This is a genomic window from Streptomyces sp. SP18CS02, from assembly GCF_036322365.1.
Lineage (GTDB): Bacteria > Actinomycetota > Actinomycetes > Streptomycetales > Streptomycetaceae > Streptomyces.
This window is the reverse complement of sequence record NZ_JAQYXC010000177.1, coordinates 1-16,779: the sequence shown is the minus strand read 5'-3', so window position 1 is coordinate 16,779 and position 16,779 is coordinate 1. Positions and strand designations below refer to the sequence as shown.

Here is a 16,779-nt window from a genome sequence, read left to right as displayed (position 1 = left end):
CATCCTGTTCCTCGGCCAACGCCCCACGCGAGCGTCGGAAACGACATGTCACGTACAGTTTCGGACATGCCCGCTGTTGCGCTGGCCGTCACCGACGGCATGCTCCACTACGAACTGTCCGTGGCTGTTGAGGTCTTCGGATCCGACCTGACCCATATCGTGGACCCCTGGTACGACTTCTCCCTCTGCGGGAGCGGTCCGGTGCACGTCGGCCGCTTCCGCCTGGAACCCGACCACGGACTCGACCACCTCGCCCAGGCGGACACCGTGGTCGTCCCCGGCTGGGCCGACACCGACCTCGACCCGCCCGCCGAGCTGGTCGAGGCGGTGCGTGCGGCCCACGCGGCCGGTGCCCGCGTGGCCTCACTGTGCACGGGGGCCTTTGTCCTGGGCGCGGCAGGGCTGCTGGACGGCAGGCGTGCCACCACGCACTGGGCCCACACGCGGGAACTGGCCCGGCGCCATCCGTCAGCCGCCGTCGATCCGGACGTCCTCTACGTCGACAACGGAGACGTCCTCACCTCCGCGGGCAAGGCTGCCGCCATGGACCTGTGCCTGCACCTGGTGCGCCTCGACCACGGCTCGGCCAACGCCAACAAGATCGCCCGACGCCTGGTCATCCCACCCCACCGGGACGGCGGCCAGGCCCAGTTCATCGCCACGCCCCTCCCCTCCCCGGGCAACCACCCCCTGGGTGAGCTCTTTCCCTGGGCGCTGGAGCGGCTGGACCAGCCGCTGTCCGTGGAGGATCTGGCCCGACAGGCCCGCATGAGCTCACGCCACCTCGGCCGCCACTTCAAGCACATCACCGGCACCACGCCACTGCAATGGCTCCATACCCAGCGCATTCGCCACGCCCAGGAACTGCTGGAGACCACCGACGCCACCGTGGACAGCATCGCCGCGGCCACCGGCATGGGCACAGCCACCACCCTGCGCCGCCACTTCCACCGCAGCGTCGGCGTCCCGCCCGACACCTACCGCCGCACCTTCCGTCCCTGAATAGGCAGCTTCAAGGCTCCGACGGCCACCCACCAAGGTCCGATATGCACCATCATCGGAGTTCTCCGCAGAACGTTTCAGCCATTCTCAACTACCGGGATCGGGGACAAAGTTCACTTCCTCCGCAGGTCAGCCTGAGTCTCAAACATTGTCGGAGTGAAGCAGAGTTGAGTGAAATCGCAGGTCAGAGGGGGCAGCTTCGGAGTGGTTGATCATCCTCGCGTCGAACAGCCGCACGGCCACCGCGCGGTACCTTCGAGCAGCAAGGAGGGGGCCGCCCTGTTCGGGACCGACGTGCTGGAGATCCACGACCCGGACCCGGTCCTGGGGCTGTCGGAGGACGCGCTGCGTGGCCGGCACCTCGCGCTGTTCCAAGCCCGCGCGTTCGCCGAGCAGGTGCCGGCGACAGCGGCCGCGGCGTCGCCCCGCAGGGTGACAAGCCAGGCGCTGATCTGCTCCTGGGCGTTCCACTGGTCCTGGGCGCCATCCCAGACGCACATGGTCTGCGTGGCTTCCTCAAGGAGGTCCCACTGACGCTGGGCGGCTGCGGAGAGCAGCCGGCGGCTCGGTGGCTTCGACATATCAGCGGGTTCCGAAACCACCCACGCGGAGTGTCGAGCCCGGGGATCTGGAATGAGTGGGGCGGCGGCCCGGTGGGCTGTCTGTCGTACCCCGATCCTGGAGTCCGGCGTATGGACCCGTCGCACCTCCGCCCGCCCGGTACGGCCTTGGGGATCACCGAACAGCCGTTGGTGCTGAGCTTGATCACGGCGTCCAGCATGTCTTCCCGCCACAGGGCTGACTGAGCGTGCCCTGTCGGTCAGGGCCCGGCTCCGGCAGGGTGGGAGCGTCGGCGGAGTGGTCAACGGGAGGGGGCACGGCATGACGTACGTGCCACGGCATTCCGTTTTTCTCTGAGCGGTTCGGTCGAAGGCGAGTGCTGCATCCTTGGGCCGGCACGGCACCGACATGGGTGGGCGCGGGAGGATCAGCACCGCACTTCACTGAGACCGTTCAGGCTGAATCGTTCCCGGATCGACCGGGGCATCACGAGGGAAGAGGCGATCATGGGGGACCTGGACGGCAGGACCGCACTGGTGACGGGCGGCTCGCGCGGGATCGGGCGCGCGGTCGCCCTGCGGCTCGCCGCCGAGGGAGCGCTCGTCGCGGTCCACTACGGCGGCAACGATGCGGCCGCCGCGGAGACCGTGGCGCGGATCGCCGAATTCGGTGGCCGGGCGTTCGCGGTGCGGGCCCGGTTCGGCGAGAGCGGTGCGGTGGACCGGCTGTTCAAGGAGCTCATCGCCGGGTTGGCGGACCACGGCGAGGAGGGCCTGGACATCCTGGTCAACAACGCGGGCATCCACTCGGTCAGTTCGATCGGGCAGCTCACCGAGGAGGAGTTCGAGCGGCTGCTGGCGGTCAACGTGAGCACGCCGGTCTTCGTGGTTCAGCGGGCGCTGCCGCTGCTGCGGGACGGCGGACGGATCGTCAACATGGGCTCGGCGGCCACCCGGATCGCGGAACCCGGCCAGATCGGTTACACCGTCACCAAGGCGGCGCTGGCGGCTCTCGGCCCGTCGCTCGCCAACGAGCTGGGCCGGCGTGGGATCACCGTGAACACGGTCGAACCCGGGGTGGTGCTGACCGACATGATCACGCCCTACGCTGCGGTTCCCGAGGCGGTGGCCGCGCTTGAGTCGATCACCGCGCTCGGGCGGATCGGCGAGCCGGAGGACGTCGCCGACGTGGTGGGCTTCCTGGCGGGCCCGCAGGGGCGCTGGGTCACCGGCCAGACCATCGATGTCTCCGGCGGTACCTACCTCGGACCGATCGCGGCCGGGTGATCACCCGGGGTACCCTCAGGGATCGTTTCGAGGAACTGCTTGCCAAGACTGGGCTGAGCTACTCACGCCTCCTGGCCGAGGCTCCCTGAACAAAGCTGAGGTACCCGGGCCGGACCTAGGAACCCTGCGGGCCCGATCGCGATACCTGCGGTAGCCGAATAAATCACTTGCTGACCGTGGCGAACCGGGAATTCGACGGACAGTCCTTGCGGACCTGGCTGTCTGTGTGCCACACCGACGATGTCGCGGGCAGGGGCAGGGGCAGGGGCAGGGGCAGGGGCAGGGGCAGGGGCAGGGGCAGGGGCAGGGGCAGGGGCAGGGGCAGGGACAGGGACGCCCGCCACGCTGTCGGCCTCTGCCTCGGCGACGCCGGCGGTGTATACGTCTTCGAGTGCCGCACCTGCCCGGAGCGCCCCATCGGGCACTGCTTGGACTGCTCCTGGCTGGGGGACACCAAGCCAGGCACCAAGCACTCAGCCGGGCCGTACCAGGGAGCGGCACGATCCCATCAGGAAAGCGAACAGCTGAGCGCTTTCGGAACTCACCGATACCGACTTCCCGCGGCAGCGGGTGCTCTCGCCACTGCCCTACAACCGCTCTCGTTTTCCGGTGACATATCCACCCGACCCGGCAGGCGTTGAGCGGTACGGCGTGGACCCCTGCCCCATCTTCCGGGGCGGCCCGCGCGAGACGGTCCTGCTCAACGCGCTCGGAGGCAGGGTCGTCCCCGCCTCCGGCAGCCTCACCATCCGAGCGCCCTCGTGGTCACCCCGCAGCTGCAGCCGGGCCCCCGCCGAACCGGGGCACGTCATCGACGGTTGCGTCCGGGCGCAGGCGCACGTACCGGATCGGGTGCCGGTAGACGCCGCCGTGGTCGACGGAGGTGTCGGCGCTGATCTCCCCAACGAGGTCGGGCCGGACCAGGGTGATGTCGAGGACGTCCCGCGTGCCCCAGGCCGAGGAAAATTTCGCAGCGGTCCATGGATGGCCGGAGCCGGCCGGGGTGAGGTGCCCGGCAAGCGTGCGGGCCGCGTCAGGGCGCAGCAGGACCGTGCGGCCGATGGGGCGGAGGCGTCCGGTCGGGTCGTGGCGGCCGAGGATGAGGAGCTGGGGGCGCGTGAGGGAGCCGGTGATGGCGTCGACGATCGCTTTGGTGGTGTCCCGGCGCGGACAGTCCTCCAGCCACTCCCCGGCCTTGCCCGGGGCGGTGGTCATCGGGCACAGGGTCCACGGGGCGGTCAGTGCGTGGCCGCGAAGAGGACCTCCAGGCGTCGGCGGCGCTCGGCGTAGGGCAGGGTCAGCAGCTCGATGCCGTCGATCTGCAGGGCGTCGAAGGCGATGAAGAACGCTGGGGTCTTCGCGGCGAGCGCGGTAGCGGTGCGGCCGCGGGCGGCGGCCCGGCGCTGGAGCGCTTCGAAGGACAGCCGGCCAGCTGCGGTGTCCCAGGCGACGAGCTCGCCGTCGAGGACCAGGCCGTCCGGTAGCTGCTCGGCGGCCGCGATCAAGTCGGGGAACCGGTCCTGGACGAGGGAGACTCGCCGGGTCTGCAGGAGCAGGCGGCCCGGCAGGGCCGGTGGGGGTGAAGAAGATCGCGCGGTGTCCATAACCTCTGCTCCAGGGCCAGGCCGCCCGCCAGCGTCACCGGGTCCGGGAACGGACTCGGCGGCCTGGGCGAGCATCGGCTCGAAGGGAGGGGTCAGGACCACTCGGGGTTGGCCTCCTTCACCGCCGTTCCGGGCCTGGTCCCCCAGCGTCACCGGCCGGGCGCGGTCCGGCGCGCCGGATGCGGCCAGAAGACCCCGCTACGTCGGGCTGCGGGGTGGGCCGGCTTCTGCTGTGGCTCCAAGGAGCCGGGCGCGGCACTCCTGGCAGAGCGGATTCTCTGGGGCTCGACTTGTGGCATGAGGTGCGAGCGATCGGCTCAGTGCAGCTCAGCATCGGTGTGACCCACCGTAACGAGTGCAGCAGGTGTGGCGCCATCGCCGGTCTGAGTGAACGCGGTCTCCGCGGCGGCACCAGCACAGCACCCAGGATGATCTCCCTCGGATGACTGCTCGCCTACCTCTGCGCCGACCCCGTCTCGACACCTTGTTCCTATACGGTGCGCCGGTACATCTGCCGGATTGTGGTTGGGGAGCGCGTGATGGGTGCGGTATCGGGGCCTGCGGGGACGGGCGAGTTGAAGCGGCACCTGAGTGTGTCTGACGCCGTGGTGATCGGCCTGGGGTCGATGATCGGGGCGGGAATCTTCGCGGCCCTGGCTCCGGCGGCCGGTGCGGCCCGGTCAGGGCTGCTGCTCGGCCTGGCGCTGGCAGCGGTGGTGGCGTACTGCAACGCGACGTCCTCAGCACGCCTGGCCGCCCGCTACCCGGCCTCCGGAGGTGCGTACGTCTACGGGCGGGAGCGGCTGGGAGAGTTCTGGGGCTACCTCGCCGGATGGGCGTTCGTGGTCGGCAAGACCGCCTCCTGCGCGGCCATGGCTCTGACCGTCGGCTCCTACGTATGGCCGGGCCAGGCGCACGCCGTCGCGGTGGCGGCCGTGGTGGCGTTGACCGCCGTCAACTACGCCGGGGTGCAGAAGTCCGCCTGGCTGACCCGCGTCATCGTCGCCGTGGTCCTGGCCGTGCTGGCCGCAGTGGTGGTCGCCGCGGCCACCTCCGGCGACGCGGACGCGGCCCGGCTCGGCGTCGGTGACGACGTGACCTTCGGAGGGGTGCTCCAAGCGGCGGGTCTGCTGTTCTTCGCCTTCGCCGGCTACGCCCGCATCGCCACGCTCGGAGAGGAAGTCCGCGACCCGGCCCACACCATCCCGCGGGCCATCCCGATCGCTCTCGGCATCGCACTGGTCGTCTACGCGGCAGTCGCCGTCGCCGTCCTGCTCGTGCTCGGCCCGCAGGGACTCGCCGACGCCACGGCTCCGTTGTCGGATGCCGCGCGCGCCGCAGGCACGGACTGGCTGGCGCCGGCCGTACGAGTCGGTGCCGCGGTGGCCGCGCTCGGCTCGCTGCTCGCCCTGATCCTCGGGGTCTCGCGCACGACCCTGGCGATGGCCCGCGACCACAACCTCCCGCATGCCCTGGCCTCCGTCCATCCGAAATTCCAGGTGCCACACCGGGCCGAACTCGTGGTCGGCGCTGTCGTGGCCGTGCTCGCGGCGACCACCGACATGCGCGGGGCGATCGGCTTCTCCTCCTTCGGGGTGCTCGCCTACTACGCCATCGCCAATGCCTCCGCCTGGACGCTCGCCCCGGACGAGGGCCGACCGGTGCGGATCATCCCGGTCGTCGGGCTGGCCGGTTGCCTCGTCCTCGCCTTCGCCCTACCGGTCTCTTCAGTGATCGCAGGCGCGGCGGTTCTGTCGGCCGGCGCCGCTGCCTACGCGGTGCGTCGCGCGGTGACCGCACGTAGGGCCTGACCAGCGCACCGGCCGCCATCACAGGGCGGCACCGACACCGTTACCGGCCTGTGACCCACATCACACGCGCTTCCTGTCAGGGATCGGGGCGCTGTCCCGCTCAAGTCATCGAGAGCCCAGCGGAGCGAACCGACAGGAGCATCACATGAAGCACCGCATCGTCGTCCTCGGCGCCGGCTATGCCGGGACCTACGTGGCCGGGAACCTGGCCCGCCGGCTGTCCCCGGCGGACACCGAGATCACCGTGGTCAACGCCGTGCCGGACTTTGTCGAGCGGCTGCGGCTCCACCAGGTCGCCGCCGGCCAGGAGATCGAAACCCAGACGCTCGCCGACATTTTCGCGGACACGGGGATACGGCTGCACCTGGCCCGCGTCACCGCCGTCGACCCCGAGCGCCAGGTCGTCGTTGTGACTGGCGCCAACGGCGGTGACGAACTCGGCTACGACACGCTTCTCTACGCGCTCGGCAGCCACGGCGACCGGAGCGTCCCAGGTGCGGCTGAGCACGCCTTCGACATCGCCGCCCGGCCCTCGGCGCTGCGCCTGCGCGAGCGCCTGGACAGCCTGCGGGAAGGCGGGAACGTGCTGGTCGTCGGCGACGGGCTGACCGGCATCGAGACCGCCACCGAGATCGCCGAATCCCGGCCCGGCCTGTCGGTGGCGCTGGTCGCCCGCGACGAGCTCGGCGCCCAGCTCTCCGCCGCAGCCCGCGGCCACCTGCGCCGGGCCTGCGACAGGCTGGGCATCACCGTCATGGAACACACCAGCGTCGAAGCCGTCGAAGCGACACGAGTCCTGTGCCCCGACGGCACCGCCGTGGCTTCCGACGCCACCGTGTGGACGGCCGGGTTCACGGTCAACCCGATTGCCGCCGCTGCCGGCTTGGAGGTCACCGAGAACGGCCGGATCGTCGTCGACCGCACCATGCGCTCGCTGTCGCACCCGAACGTCTACGCCGCCGGCGACAGCGTCTACGCCATCGGCGACAACGGCAGGCCGCTGCCGATGTCCTGCGCCACGGCCGGCTACACCGGCATGCAGGCCATGAAAGCCATCGTGGGGCGCCTGACCGGCAGCAAGATCGGATACGTCAAGCTGGACCACCCGGGCAACCACATCAGCCTCGGACGGCAGGACGGGATCCTGCAGATGGTCGACCACGAAGCGCACGCAAAGCCGAAGTACATGGGCGGCCGGAAGGCCGCACGGATCAAGGCGGGCATCCTCAAGATGTCGCTGTGGACCATCTTGCACCCGACCTTCTGCATGCCCAAGCGCAAGCGCCATCTGGCCGCCGCGCCGGACGCGTCCGTCGCGGAGGCGCTCCCGTACGCGCAGGACGCCCCCGCCGACAAGGCTCGCGTAGCCGCATAGGGTGATCCACATGGGCAGCACCGTCAGTGATCGCTTCGACACCAGTCGGTTCGAGGCCAGCCGATACAGGCTGGCCTCGCTCGCGTACCGTCTGCTCGGCTCTGCCTCCGACGCCGAGGACGCCGTTCAGGACGCGTTCCTGCGCTGGCAAGCCGCCGATCGGCAGCAGATCGAGGCCCCGGAAGCGTGGCTGACCAAGGTCGTCACCAACCTGTGCCTCGACCGGCTCCGCTCGGCACGGGTGCGCCACGAGCGAGCGGCCGGCGTTTGGCTGCCCGAACCGCTCCTGGAGGGCGACCCGATGCTCGGCCCGGCCGACACCATTGAGCAGCGGGAATCGGTTTCCCTGGCCGTACTGACCCTGATGGAACGCCTCTCGCCGGTCGAGCGAGCCGTCTACATCCTGCGCGAGGCATTCTCGTACAGCCACGCCGAGATGGCCCAGATCCTCGACATCACCGAGTCCGCGAGCCAACAGCATGTCCACCGAGCACGGACCCGGATTGCCGCCGAACGCCGCCGAGGCGGCGAGGTCGACCCTGCGTCCGCGCGCCGGGTCGTCGAGGAGTTCCTTGTCGCGGCCGCGTCGGGGCGCACCGAACGGCTGGTGGCGCTGCTCACCGACGATGTGATGGCACTCTCGGACGGCAACGGGCTGGCCAAACGGCTGTTGCGGTACACGACGCCCGAACAGGTTGCCTCCCACGTGCGGGCCGGCTTCAAGCCGACGCCGGCGAAGCGGCGGCTGGCAGGCGGCTCCCCCACGTTCCATTTCGCGCTGGTCAACGGCTCCCCGGCCGTCCTCGCCGTGATCGACCACCGGGTCGTGGGCGCCGTGGCGTTCGAGGTCCGTGACGGGAAGGTCGCGTCCCTGCGCGGCATCGCCGCAGCGGGCAGGCTCGCGCGCCTCAACGAGGCTTGGCGGCAGCACGAACCCGACGCTCCGGTCATTGCCGCATGGTGATCGGATCGGCCGACCAGGTCTCCGGTCTCCCGCCGGGCCTGGGCCGGCTGCGCGGACAGCCGACGGTACATCGGCGGCGTGTGCGGCAGCACGCCCTCAGCTGCGAGTCGGTACATGACCTGCCTCAAGGTCACCTTGAGTGGCGTACCCGTCCACGACCTGCCGGGCCCGTTCCACGACGAAGGGCCACCGGATCCGTTCACGAGCCATACCGGTACATGTACGCCTCCACGGCCGCCAGTCCTCTAGAGACGGACAGACCTCTGCCCTCGGCTATCGCGAGGTAAGAGGTGTCGTTCTCCGAAGGGGGCTTGCCCAGGGCCCCTGACCTGCACGAATGGAAGATCACCAGCTTCGGGGGGTCCCACCTCCGGTCACACCTGCGGTCCCCCGCCTCGTGCACCCTTCCAGACACCTCTGCAGCCCCCTTCCGGTGCAACCCCTTCCTGAGCCAGGTGCGGCCTACAGCCGGTCCAGCGCTGCACGAGATGACGCCCGGTGGACATCGGTGTGTGAAGACCGAAGATCACGCGGTGGCGGCAGGTCACAGCGTAGACCCTGCCCAGTGGCAGGAGGCGTTCGAGGGCCTGATGAGCGGGATAGCGGGACGGTTCACGCGGGTCGAATCCCGGTGCCGGGCCCGGAAGTCGGTACTCGGCCTGCTGTCGGACCTGCCGCGCAAGAACCGCTGGACCATCGCCGAGCCGAGTGGGCCGGGGACAGAACCCCGGACGGCATGCAGCGGCGTGCCCAGGGCCTGCCGGTGGAGTCGTCGGCCGATCCCGCCCCGTCCTCGGCCACACCCGCCGCCCCGTGAGCCGTCATACAGCCCAGCCCAACCGACCCCGCCTGCCCCTCACACAGGAACAGCGAATCCCATGACAGCCAGCAACCAGACCTGCTAACCGCCCCACAACAGCCGCTTGGTCACCTCATGACAGCGACCACAACCCCGCCCCGCACCTTCTACCAGGACATCCGCATAACGATTCCGCTGACGCCCACCCACTGCCACCCCACCACCCACTCACAACGGCGAAGGCGACCACGGCCGACTCGGCGTCCAGCCGCCTCAACGCGACACCATGGCAGGTGTCCTCCCGCTCGGGCTGCTCAGGGCGCGGTCACATCAATGCCCGCCAGCGCATCTCGATCGGCGATCACCTCCACCTCGGTGATCAGGCCACTCTCCCCCTTCACCGTGAACCGCAGCACCAGGCGTAGCCCGCGCCCATCGGCCATGACCAGCCCGAACTCTCCGTCCAGGAGCGCCACCCCGGTCGTCGCGGCCCGCCCGATCGCCGCCATCGCTCCCTTGGCAACGGTGTGCGCTCCCAGCACCACGACCGGTTCGGGTGTCGGGATCACGGCCGGGTCCGCGGTCAGCACCACGTCCGGGTGCAGCAGACCCACCAGTGCCTCGAAGTCCCCGGCTCGGGTCGCGGCGAGGAAGGCGTCGACGGCTTGTCGCTTTCGGCCCTGGGGTTTCGGTCCGGCGGGGGGCTGGGCGCCGCGGACGCGCCGTCGGGCGCGGCTGGCCAGCTGGCGTGCGGCGGCCGGCGTCTTCTCCAGCATCACGGCGATGTCGTCGAACGACACCGCGAACAGATCGTGCAGCACGAACGCGAGCCGCTCCGCCGGTCCCAGTGCCTCCATGACCACGAGGAGCGCCACACCGACCTCGTCCGCCATCTCGGCCTCGGCCGCCGGATCGATGGCCTCCGGCCCGGCCTGTGCCACGGGTGCCCCGTCGACGCTCTCCTCGCGTCGAGCCTGCCGGGCGCGGAGAAGGTTCAGGCAGACCCGGGAGACGATCGTGGTCAGCCAGCCGCCGATGTTGCGGACATCGGCGATGTCGGTGGTGCTCGCCCGCAGCCAGGCTTCCTGGAGTGCGTCGTCGGCCTCGGTGAGCGAGCCCAGCATGCGGTAGGCCACCGCCCGCAAATGGGGGCGTTCCATCTCGTACCGCTCGGCCTGAAGACATTCTTCCGCCATCTGTCACATCCCCTCGCGCAGCCGTGTCAGTGAAGCAGAACGACCACGGCAGACCCCGCACCGATCCCCACGGTGCCAAGACCGAGGAGACACCATCATGACCCACAAGATCAACACCCCCATCCTGGTCACCGGCGGCACCGGCACCATCGGCCGCCTCACCGTCCCGCTCCTGGTCGCGGCCGGTCGCACCGTCCGCGTTCTGTCCCGTGGCGGCCGCCCCTCGAACATCGCACCGGATCCGCGCGTCGAATACGTACAGGCCGACCTGCTGGCCGAGGGCGAACTGGACCCGGCGCTGATCGGCGGCGCCGAAACCGTACTGCACCTGGCCGGTGGCCCGAAGGGCGACGATGCGGCGACTGCGCGACTGGTGCGGGCCGCACGGGCCGCTGGGACGGTGAAGCACCTGGTCCTGGTGTCAGTGGTCGGCGCGGACGCGATGCCGCTCGGGTACTTCCGGGCGAAGGCGGGCGCCGAGCGAGCCGTCATGGAGTCGGGGATCGGCTGGACTGTGCTGCGGGCAGCGCAGGTCAACGAGCTGCTGCTGAAGATGGTCGGAGCGATGGGCCGGATGCCACTGGTGCCGGCGCCGGGCGGACTGCGCTTCCAGCCCGTGGACGCCGCCGAAGTCGCTGCCCAGCTGGCCGGGTTGACCCTCGGGACTCCAGCCGGACGGGTGCCCGACCTGGCCGGGCCGGGAGTGTACACACTGCCCGAACTGGCCGCCGCGCAGCGTGTCGCCGCCGGCGCCAAACCGCGCCGCACCCTGCCGGTCCGCCTCCCCGGCAAGGTGGGCCGCGCCTATCGGGCGGGCGCCAACCTCACTAGCGACGACGCCCGGATCGTCGGCCGCGACTGGGAAGCGTTCCTCGCCTCGTGACCGGTCATCCAACGGCAACAGCGGTACAGCGGGATCGCGGACGAGATCTGCTCGTCACAGCCGTCGCCGACTCGTCTACGAGGCCTTCCGGGCCCTGCCTTCGAGTACTGCTGCACCTTCAACAACGCACCATCCCGGCGCCGGACCCTCCCGCAGTACGGCGTGCTGCCGAAACCCGGGTACTGATCGCTTCCATGGTCGTGGGCACCGAAGAGGGTCACCGCGCATACTTCCGCGCCGACCAGGCGTGGTGGTACATCGTGATCCTGGCCGTCGGCTCCATGATCAGCCGTGGGCTGGCCAAGTCCGGCAGCCGGGACCCCTACGACGAGTCCCACTGACCCGCATCACGGGCGCCGGCAGCATCCGGTGCGCTGCACCCGCCGCGCCGGTGTGTAGCACCAGGGCGGAGCGGATGAGCGCGCGTCGCGACCAATACATCGGTCGTGCCGCGCGCTTACTGATCGTTTCAGAATGAGCGCGTGGGTGGCGGAGACAGATGAGGCTGCAGGCCAGTTCGAGGCGGCCCTGGACGCCCGGGTCCTAACGTAGGGCGGCGGCGACCAGGCCTTCGAGGGCCTCGCGCGGTACTTCGCCGCCGCTCACCAGCCGGTCGAAGACCAGTCCGTCGATGCAGGTCAGCAGGATGTGACTGCGATTCTCGACGTCCGTCACGCCGTGCGCGGCGAGGAACAGCCGGACAGCATCACGGCCGGCGTTGTCGCGGGGTACGAGGATCTCGCGCAGCTCACGGTCACGCACGCTCTCGACGGCACACGCGTAGCGAGCCAGCGAGCGGCGGCGGCCCTCGCCGGTGAGTCGCTGTCGGGCGAGCAGCACCATGCCGTCCACCAGTTCCTCGGCGGTGCGCAGAGGTGGCAGTTCTTCGGCCATCGTTTGCAGTTCTGCCTGGTCGAGTTGGACCAGGCGTGTGACCAGACCGGTGAGCAGCGCGGCCCGGGTGCGGAAGTACGCCGACGTGGTGCCGGGCGGCATGGCCGCTTTGCGGTCGACGGCACGGTGAGTCAGGCCGCGGACTCCTTCGTCGGCGAGTACGTCGAGAGCCGCGTCCGCGAGGAGGGTGCGCCGATCCGAAACCATGGCTCCTTTCTACACCTGTAGAGCCTCAGATAGAGTCACCCTTCTACAGCTGTAGAAGGGTGGGGGCTTCGGCATGGGCAACACGGCAGTGGTGGTCGGAGGGGGCATCGGCGGGCTGGCCGCCGCGATCGGACTGCGCCGCATCGGATGGGAAGTAACAGTCATCGAGCGCGCCTCCACGCCCGAGGACGCGGGGGCGGGCATCTCACTGGCCGCCAACGGCCTGCGGGCACTGGACGAACTCGGCGTCGGCGACGCGGTACGGGATGCCTCGCGAGGTCAGTACAACGGCGGCACTCGCACACCGCAGGGCGGTTGGCTGGCCCGGATGGACGGCTCGGCGCTGGAGAAGGCGGTGGGCACACCGATCATGGGCATCCCCCGATCCACCTTGCACCGACTGCTTCGCGAATGTCTGCCCGCCGAGGCGCTGCTGATCGGTTCCGAGGCGGACTCGGTCGAGCAGCCCGGCCCCGGGACGGTTCGAGTGAGCTGCGGCGAGACGGTCCTGGACGCCGATCTTGTAGTGGCGGCCGACGGCATCTGGAGCAAAGTGCGCAGCCATCTCTTCCCAGCCCACCCCGGTCCGGTCTATAGCGGCTCGACGGTGCTGCGCGCCATCACCGAGCAGGCGGTCGAACTGCGCACCGACTTCGAGCTGACCTGGGGGCACGGCGCCGAGTTCGGCCACATCGCCTTCCACGACGGGCGGGCCGAGTGGCACGCCGTCCTCAACCTCCCCGCCGGGACGCGGTTCGCCGACCCACTGGACGAACTGCGCAGACGATTCCATACCTGGCACGACCCGATCCCCGCCCTGCTCGACGCGACCCGGCCCGCCGCCGTGCTGCACCACGACGTCAACGAACTCCGCACACCGCTCCCCTGCTACACGGTCGGTCGGACCGCGCTGCTCGGCGACGCGGCACACGCGATGACCCCCAATCTCGGACAGGGTGCCTGCCAGGCGCTGGAGGACGCGGTCACTCTGGCCGCCGCGCTGGCCACCGAGGCCACCGTGAAGGCCGCGCTCGCTCGCTACGACGCCGAGCGCCGACCGCGCAGCCAGGCCGTCGCGCGGGCCGCCCGGCAGGCCGGGCGGATGGGCCAGCAGCTCTCCCACCCGCTGGCCGTCGCCCTGCGGAACACGGCGATGCGGCTGACACCCTCGCGCGCCGCAACGCGCATGATCCTTCGGCACCACGCCTGGGTCCCACCACAACTGAGCTGATCCGATTCGCACCCCGCCAACTCACCACCAGACGCCTCCCGAGACGAAGTCGAGCTGCGGGTCTTGCCGTTGGCGGTCACGGTGGGCAGGGTGTCCGGGTGCGTGCTGATCTTGTTCCAGACGACCTGTGGGAGCGCGTGGCTCCGCTGTTGCCGCGTGCTCCCGAGCGCAGTTACCGCTATCCCGGGCGACTGCGTGTTCCCGACCGGGTGGCCCTCGCTGGCGTCTTGTACGTGCTGCGGACTGGTGTCGCATGGCGCGATGTCCCGATGGAGACTGTGGGCTGTTCCGGGGTGACGGCGTGGCGCCGACTGCGGGACTGGACCGAGGCCGGCGTCTGGCCGCGTCTGCACGCGGCTCTACTGGCCGAGTTGCGGAGCACCGACCTGCTGGACCTGGACGACTGTGCCGTGGACGGGTCGCACGTCCGGGCCCTCAAAGGGGGGACCACGTCGGCCCATCACCCGTCGACCGCGCTCGTGCCGGCTCCAAGCACCATCTGATCGTCGACCGCCACGGGACCCCACTCGCCGTCACACTCACCGGCGGCAACCGCCATGACGTCACCCAGCTCATGCCGCTGCTGGAGTCGGTCCCACCGATCCGGGGCCTGCGAGGACGGCCCCGCCGCAAGCCCCGGCGCCTGTACGCGGACCGGGGCTACGACTTCGACAAGTACCGCCGCCTGTTGTGGAAGCGCGGCATCAAACCCATGATCGCCCGACGCGGCGTCGCCCACGGCTCTGGACTGGGCAAGGTCCGCTGTGTGGTCGAGCGCGCGTTCGCCTGGCTGCACCAGTTCAGCGACTCCGCATCCGCTACGAGCGACGCGCCGATCTTCACCAGGGTCTGCTCGAACTAGCATGCAGCCTCATCTGTCTGCGCCGCCTACGAGCCTCATTCTGAAACGATCAGTCAGCCATGATTCCGCGCGCCTAGCTGTGGGGCTGTGCTGTGCCAGGTAGGCCCGCGACCGCCTCCCGCGCCAAGGGTGCTCAGGCGGTGGTGCGGTTCCCTGGACGTGCGGCGAGCGCGGCCTCGGCGCTGGGGTAGGCGGGCAGGAAGGTGTCCACCCCGGTGACGCTGAGCAGGCGGCCCAGCCGGTCGGTGCTCGAAGAGGCGCACCTCGCTGGTCTTGGTCGGCCACGCGAGGACGGCGTCGGTGTTGAAGCTCAGGCCGGTCTCCTTGATGGCGTGCTTGACCTCCACCTGCCAGTCGGTCAGATGGTCCCGGCCCCTGAAGGCAAGGATCATGTCCGTCACCGCGACGCCGTGCGGACCGAACCCGGCCTTCGCCGCCTTCGCTCCGGTGCCGGCCTTCGGACGGGGAGGCAGCTCGTTGCCGTCGGCCAGAGCCTTCTGCCCCGCCGGGGCCAGGTTCCAGATCGGGTGCCGTCCGGCCTTGCCGTTCGTCTCCGCCAGTCCCAGCTCCGCCAGCTTCTTCATCGCCCTGCGCACCTACGACCGGCCGTCAGCATCCTCCGCCGTGATCACCTGGGCCATCTGCCGGACCATGGCTGTCCGCACGCACCCCGGCATCCGCAGCGCATCGGCCCGCACCTTCCCGACCGTGGGAGTGGACTTCTTCCCCTTCGCCGACGTCTCAGGAAGGGAGAGAGGTTGTCAGCGTGCCGGGAGACCCCCTGGCGGGCGATGTGAGCTGCGGTGATCGGGACGACGTGGAATTGTTCGCGGCACCGTTCACGGCACTGGATTCCGGGCCGCCCGGGAGGCGTTCAGCACCCCTTGACCAGGGGGGACGCGGCTCCGGGTCGGGCTGCCGGGCGCGGCTGGCGTACGTCATGATCAAGCTCCTCATGCAGGTGGCGCGGGGGGGGCCGGATGGCATCCCCCCGTCACTTGCTAGAGGTGTTGGCGAAAGTCGACGGTGTGGCACTCCCCCGAGCGCGTTACCGACCTGTGATCGTCAGGCGGGGGCGGCTGTCCTCTGGCAGTGAACTTGGACCGCCTGCCATCGAAGCTGGACGGGTTCACGGGGTACGCGTTGACAGGGCACCTGAATGCCGGGCCGCAGTCAGTTACCGCGGGGATGGGACGGGAAACGACATGTCGTACATGCAGCACTTGGCCAAAGGAGCGGGGCAGGGCTCCCCGCCCTTCTGGATCATCGCCATCGGTTTGATCGTCATCGTTGGAGTGGCGTTTGCGCTGAGCAGGGCGCGCAGGAGATAGAATGCGGGGCTCAGGCCGTCCAGCTTCGATGGCAGCCGGTCCAACTGCGATGTCAGAGGACAGCGGCACAGAGCTCGGAGACGATCGCGAACGACGTCGTCACCATCCGCACCGCCATGGCCGGCGGCATCACCGCGTGCCTGGTCTCGCCGTGCGCCATGCCGTTGCGGATCTACCGACCGTAGTCGAGGTACTCCGCCTGCCGTTCCGTCAGGATGCCCACGTCGGCGCCCTGCTTGATGAGCTGGTGCAACGGCTTGGTGCCCACGTCCGGGATCCGGTCGCGCAGCACGATCTCCACCGCGATCAAGGAGTGCATGACCGCCACGTTGGAGAACCCGTAGCAGTAGTAGGACTGGCGCAGCAGCTCGCGGGCCGTACGCAGGACCGTCGCCGCGGCCTCGGGAACGCCGACGGGCACGACCCGGACCTCAACGACGTCGTGCAGGTCGGCGTAGCTGTGGACGAAGTAGTGGGCGCGTTCGTCCGGGACCGGGAACGGCAGCCGCTGCGTGCTCATCCCCGAGTCTCCCAGCGGCACGCCCAGGCACGAAAACCGGCGGGCTGGCTCTGTCCGCGAGAACGGGCAGCGGATGTACACCGGTGTGGGAGGCAGCCGCCGCCTGAGGGGCAATCGAAATGTTCACGGGTTTCGACAGCAGCACTGGCACCGAGAGGTTGCTGCTGGGGGTGCGATGGCCGACGTCGCCGGTGTGCCGGCTTCAGGCAGGCGGTAACTGCCCTGGACGGTGACCGTGCCGGTCCACCCGTCC

General features: G+C 70.0%; 16 protein-coding genes and 2 pseudogenes. 11 read left to right on the top strand and 7 right to left on the bottom strand.

Annotated features, from left to right (window positions below; all coding sequences use genetic code 11):
* The first annotated feature begins 66 nt into the window (after positions 1-66).
* From PUR26_RS01890 to PUR26_RS01880, 3 genes are all read left to right on the top strand, one after another.
* A complete protein-coding gene (locus PUR26_RS01890) occupies positions 67-1,002 on the top strand; it encodes a helix-turn-helix domain-containing protein (RefSeq protein ID WP_329868502.1) in 936 nt (311 codons plus the stop codon).
* A 204-nt stretch (positions 1,003-1,206) separates the two neighbouring features.
* Positions 1,207-1,536, top strand: coding sequence for a hypothetical protein (locus PUR26_RS01885; RefSeq protein ID WP_329868501.1), 330 nt, complete (start codon positions 1,207-1,209; stop codon positions 1,534-1,536).
* A 533-nt stretch (positions 1,537-2,069) separates the two neighbouring features.
* On the top strand, positions 2,070-2,849 hold the full coding sequence (locus PUR26_RS01880; RefSeq protein WP_329868499.1) for an SDR family NAD(P)-dependent oxidoreductase: 780 nt from the start codon (positions 2,070-2,072) through the stop codon (positions 2,847-2,849).
* Between the two features lie 163 nt (positions 2,850-3,012).
* Here PUR26_RS01880 and PUR26_RS01875 read toward each other — a convergent pair whose 3' ends face one another.
* The 3 genes from PUR26_RS01875 to PUR26_RS01865 all read right to left on the bottom strand — a co-directional run bounded on the left by PUR26_RS01875 (position 3,013) and on the right by PUR26_RS01865 (position 4,453).
* The gene (locus tag PUR26_RS01875; protein ID WP_329868497.1) at positions 3,013-3,306 is read right to left on the bottom strand and encodes a hypothetical protein; all 294 of its coding nucleotides are present in this window, start codon (positions 3,304-3,306) and stop codon (positions 3,013-3,015) included.
* Between the two features lie 308 nt (positions 3,307-3,614).
* The gene (locus PUR26_RS01870; protein ID WP_329868495.1) at positions 3,615-4,064 is read right to left on the bottom strand and encodes a hypothetical protein; all 450 of its coding nucleotides are present in this window, start codon (positions 4,062-4,064) and stop codon (positions 3,615-3,617) included.
* Positions 4,065-4,087: 23 nt separating this feature from the next.
* Entirely contained in the window at positions 4,088-4,453 is a 366-nt protein-coding gene (locus PUR26_RS01865) for an ATP-dependent DNA ligase (RefSeq protein WP_329868493.1), read from the bottom strand.
* A gap of 539 nt (positions 4,454-4,992) precedes the next feature.
* Between PUR26_RS01865 and PUR26_RS01860 the strand changes: the two genes are divergently transcribed.
* The 4 genes and pseudogenes from PUR26_RS01860 to PUR26_RS01845 form a co-directional block, all read left to right on the top strand.
* Complete coding sequence (locus tag PUR26_RS01860; protein ID WP_329868492.1) at positions 4,993-6,264, top strand: APC family permease; 1,272 nt, start codon at positions 4,993-4,995, stop codon at positions 6,262-6,264.
* Positions 6,265-6,409: 145 nt separating this feature from the next.
* A complete protein-coding gene (locus tag PUR26_RS01855) occupies positions 6,410-7,639 on the top strand; it encodes an NAD(P)/FAD-dependent oxidoreductase (protein ID WP_329868490.1) in 1,230 nt (409 codons plus the stop codon).
* Positions 7,640-7,649: 10 nt separating this feature from the next.
* Positions 7,650-8,603, top strand: coding sequence for a sigma-70 family RNA polymerase sigma factor (locus tag PUR26_RS01850; protein WP_329868489.1), 954 nt, complete (start codon positions 7,650-7,652; stop codon positions 8,601-8,603).
* Between the two features lie 533 nt (positions 8,604-9,136).
* Positions 9,137-9,345, top strand: a pseudogene (locus tag PUR26_RS01845) (IS701 family transposase); the annotation flags it as partial.
* Between the two features lie 371 nt (positions 9,346-9,716).
* On the opposite strand, the gene PUR26_RS01840 reads toward PUR26_RS01845, so the two are convergent.
* Positions 9,717-10,598 carry a sigma-70 family RNA polymerase sigma factor gene (locus tag PUR26_RS01840; protein ID WP_329868487.1) on the bottom strand — a complete coding sequence of 294 codons (882 nt, stop codon included), beginning with the start codon at positions 10,596-10,598 and terminating at the stop codon, positions 9,717-9,719.
* Between the two features lie 97 nt (positions 10,599-10,695).
* On the opposite strand from PUR26_RS01840, the gene PUR26_RS01835 reads away from it, so the two are divergent.
* Entirely contained in the window at positions 10,696-11,481 is a 786-nt protein-coding gene (locus PUR26_RS01835; protein WP_329868486.1) for an SDR family oxidoreductase, read from the top strand.
* Positions 11,482-11,675: 194 nt separating this feature from the next.
* A complete protein-coding gene (locus tag PUR26_RS01830; RefSeq protein ID WP_329868485.1) occupies positions 11,676-11,822 on the top strand; it encodes a hypothetical protein in 147 nt (48 codons plus the stop codon).
* Between the two features lie 202 nt (positions 11,823-12,024).
* Here the strand turns inward: PUR26_RS01830 and PUR26_RS01825 are convergent, their stop codons facing one another.
* Entirely contained in the window at positions 12,025-12,582 is a 558-nt protein-coding gene (locus PUR26_RS01825; protein ID WP_189594495.1) for a TetR/AcrR family transcriptional regulator, read from the bottom strand.
* Between the two features lie 73 nt (positions 12,583-12,655).
* On the opposite strand from PUR26_RS01825, the gene PUR26_RS01820 reads away from it, so the two are divergent.
* Positions 12,656-13,813, top strand: a complete 1,158-nt coding sequence (locus PUR26_RS01820) for an FAD-dependent monooxygenase (protein ID WP_189594494.1) — start codon at positions 12,656-12,658, stop codon at positions 13,811-13,813.
* A 98-nt stretch (positions 13,814-13,911) separates the two neighbouring features.
* A pseudogene (locus PUR26_RS01815) lies at positions 13,912-14,719 on the top strand (IS5 family transposase).
* A gap of 9 nt (positions 14,720-14,728) precedes the next feature.
* Here PUR26_RS01815 and PUR26_RS01810 read toward each other — a convergent pair.
* Positions 14,729-15,259: a replication-relaxation family protein gene (locus tag PUR26_RS01810; protein ID WP_329868482.1), complete on the bottom strand. Its 531-nt coding sequence runs from the start codon at positions 15,257-15,259 to the stop codon at positions 14,729-14,731.
* A 919-nt stretch (positions 15,260-16,178) separates the two neighbouring features.
* Positions 16,179-16,526, bottom strand: a complete 348-nt coding sequence (locus tag PUR26_RS01805; protein ID WP_329868480.1) for a hypothetical protein — start codon at positions 16,524-16,526, stop codon at positions 16,179-16,181.
* Between the last annotated feature and the right edge of the window lie 253 nt (positions 16,527-16,779).

What these genes read in the sequence shown, in the direction of transcription:
- PUR26_RS01825 (WP_189594495.1), bottom strand. Translation starts at nt 12,582, where the DNA reads ATGGTTTCGGATCGGCGCACCCTCCTCGCGGACGCGGCTCTCGACGTA.
- PUR26_RS01865 (WP_329868493.1), bottom strand. Translation starts at nt 4,453, where the DNA reads ATGGACACCGCGCGATCTTCTTCACCCCCACCGGCCCTGCCGGGCCGC.
- PUR26_RS01855 (WP_329868490.1), top strand. Translation starts at nt 6,410, where the DNA reads ATGAAGCACCGCATCGTCGTCCTCGGCGCCGGCTATGCCGGGACCTAC.
- PUR26_RS01835 (WP_329868486.1), top strand. Translation starts at nt 10,696, where the DNA reads ATGACCCACAAGATCAACACCCCCATCCTGGTCACCGGCGGCACCGGC.
- PUR26_RS01820 (WP_189594494.1), top strand. Translation starts at nt 12,656, where the DNA reads ATGGGCAACACGGCAGTGGTGGTCGGAGGGGGCATCGGCGGGCTGGCC.
- PUR26_RS01860 (WP_329868492.1), top strand. Translation starts at nt 4,993, where the DNA reads ATGGGTGCGGTATCGGGGCCTGCGGGGACGGGCGAGTTGAAGCGGCAC.
- PUR26_RS01840 (WP_329868487.1), bottom strand. Translation starts at nt 10,598, where the DNA reads ATGGCGGAAGAATGTCTTCAGGCCGAGCGGTACGAGATGGAACGCCCC.
- PUR26_RS01850 (WP_329868489.1), top strand. Translation starts at nt 7,650, where the DNA reads ATGGGCAGCACCGTCAGTGATCGCTTCGACACCAGTCGGTTCGAGGCC.
- PUR26_RS01810 (WP_329868482.1), bottom strand. Translation starts at nt 15,259, where the DNA reads ATGAAGAAGCTGGCGGAGCTGGGACTGGCGGAGACGAACGGCAAGGCC.
- PUR26_RS01870 (WP_329868495.1), bottom strand. Translation starts at nt 4,064, where the DNA reads ATGACCACCGCCCCGGGCAAGGCCGGGGAGTGGCTGGAGGACTGTCCG.
- PUR26_RS01805 (WP_329868480.1), bottom strand. Translation starts at nt 16,526, where the DNA reads ATGAGCACGCAGCGGCTGCCGTTCCCGGTCCCGGACGAACGCGCCCAC.
- PUR26_RS01890 (WP_329868502.1), top strand. Translation starts at nt 67, where the DNA reads ATGCCCGCTGTTGCGCTGGCCGTCACCGACGGCATGCTCCACTACGAA.
- PUR26_RS01830 (WP_329868485.1), top strand. Translation starts at nt 11,676, where the DNA reads ATGGTCGTGGGCACCGAAGAGGGTCACCGCGCATACTTCCGCGCCGAC.
- PUR26_RS01880 (WP_329868499.1), top strand. Translation starts at nt 2,070, where the DNA reads ATGGGGGACCTGGACGGCAGGACCGCACTGGTGACGGGCGGCTCGCGC.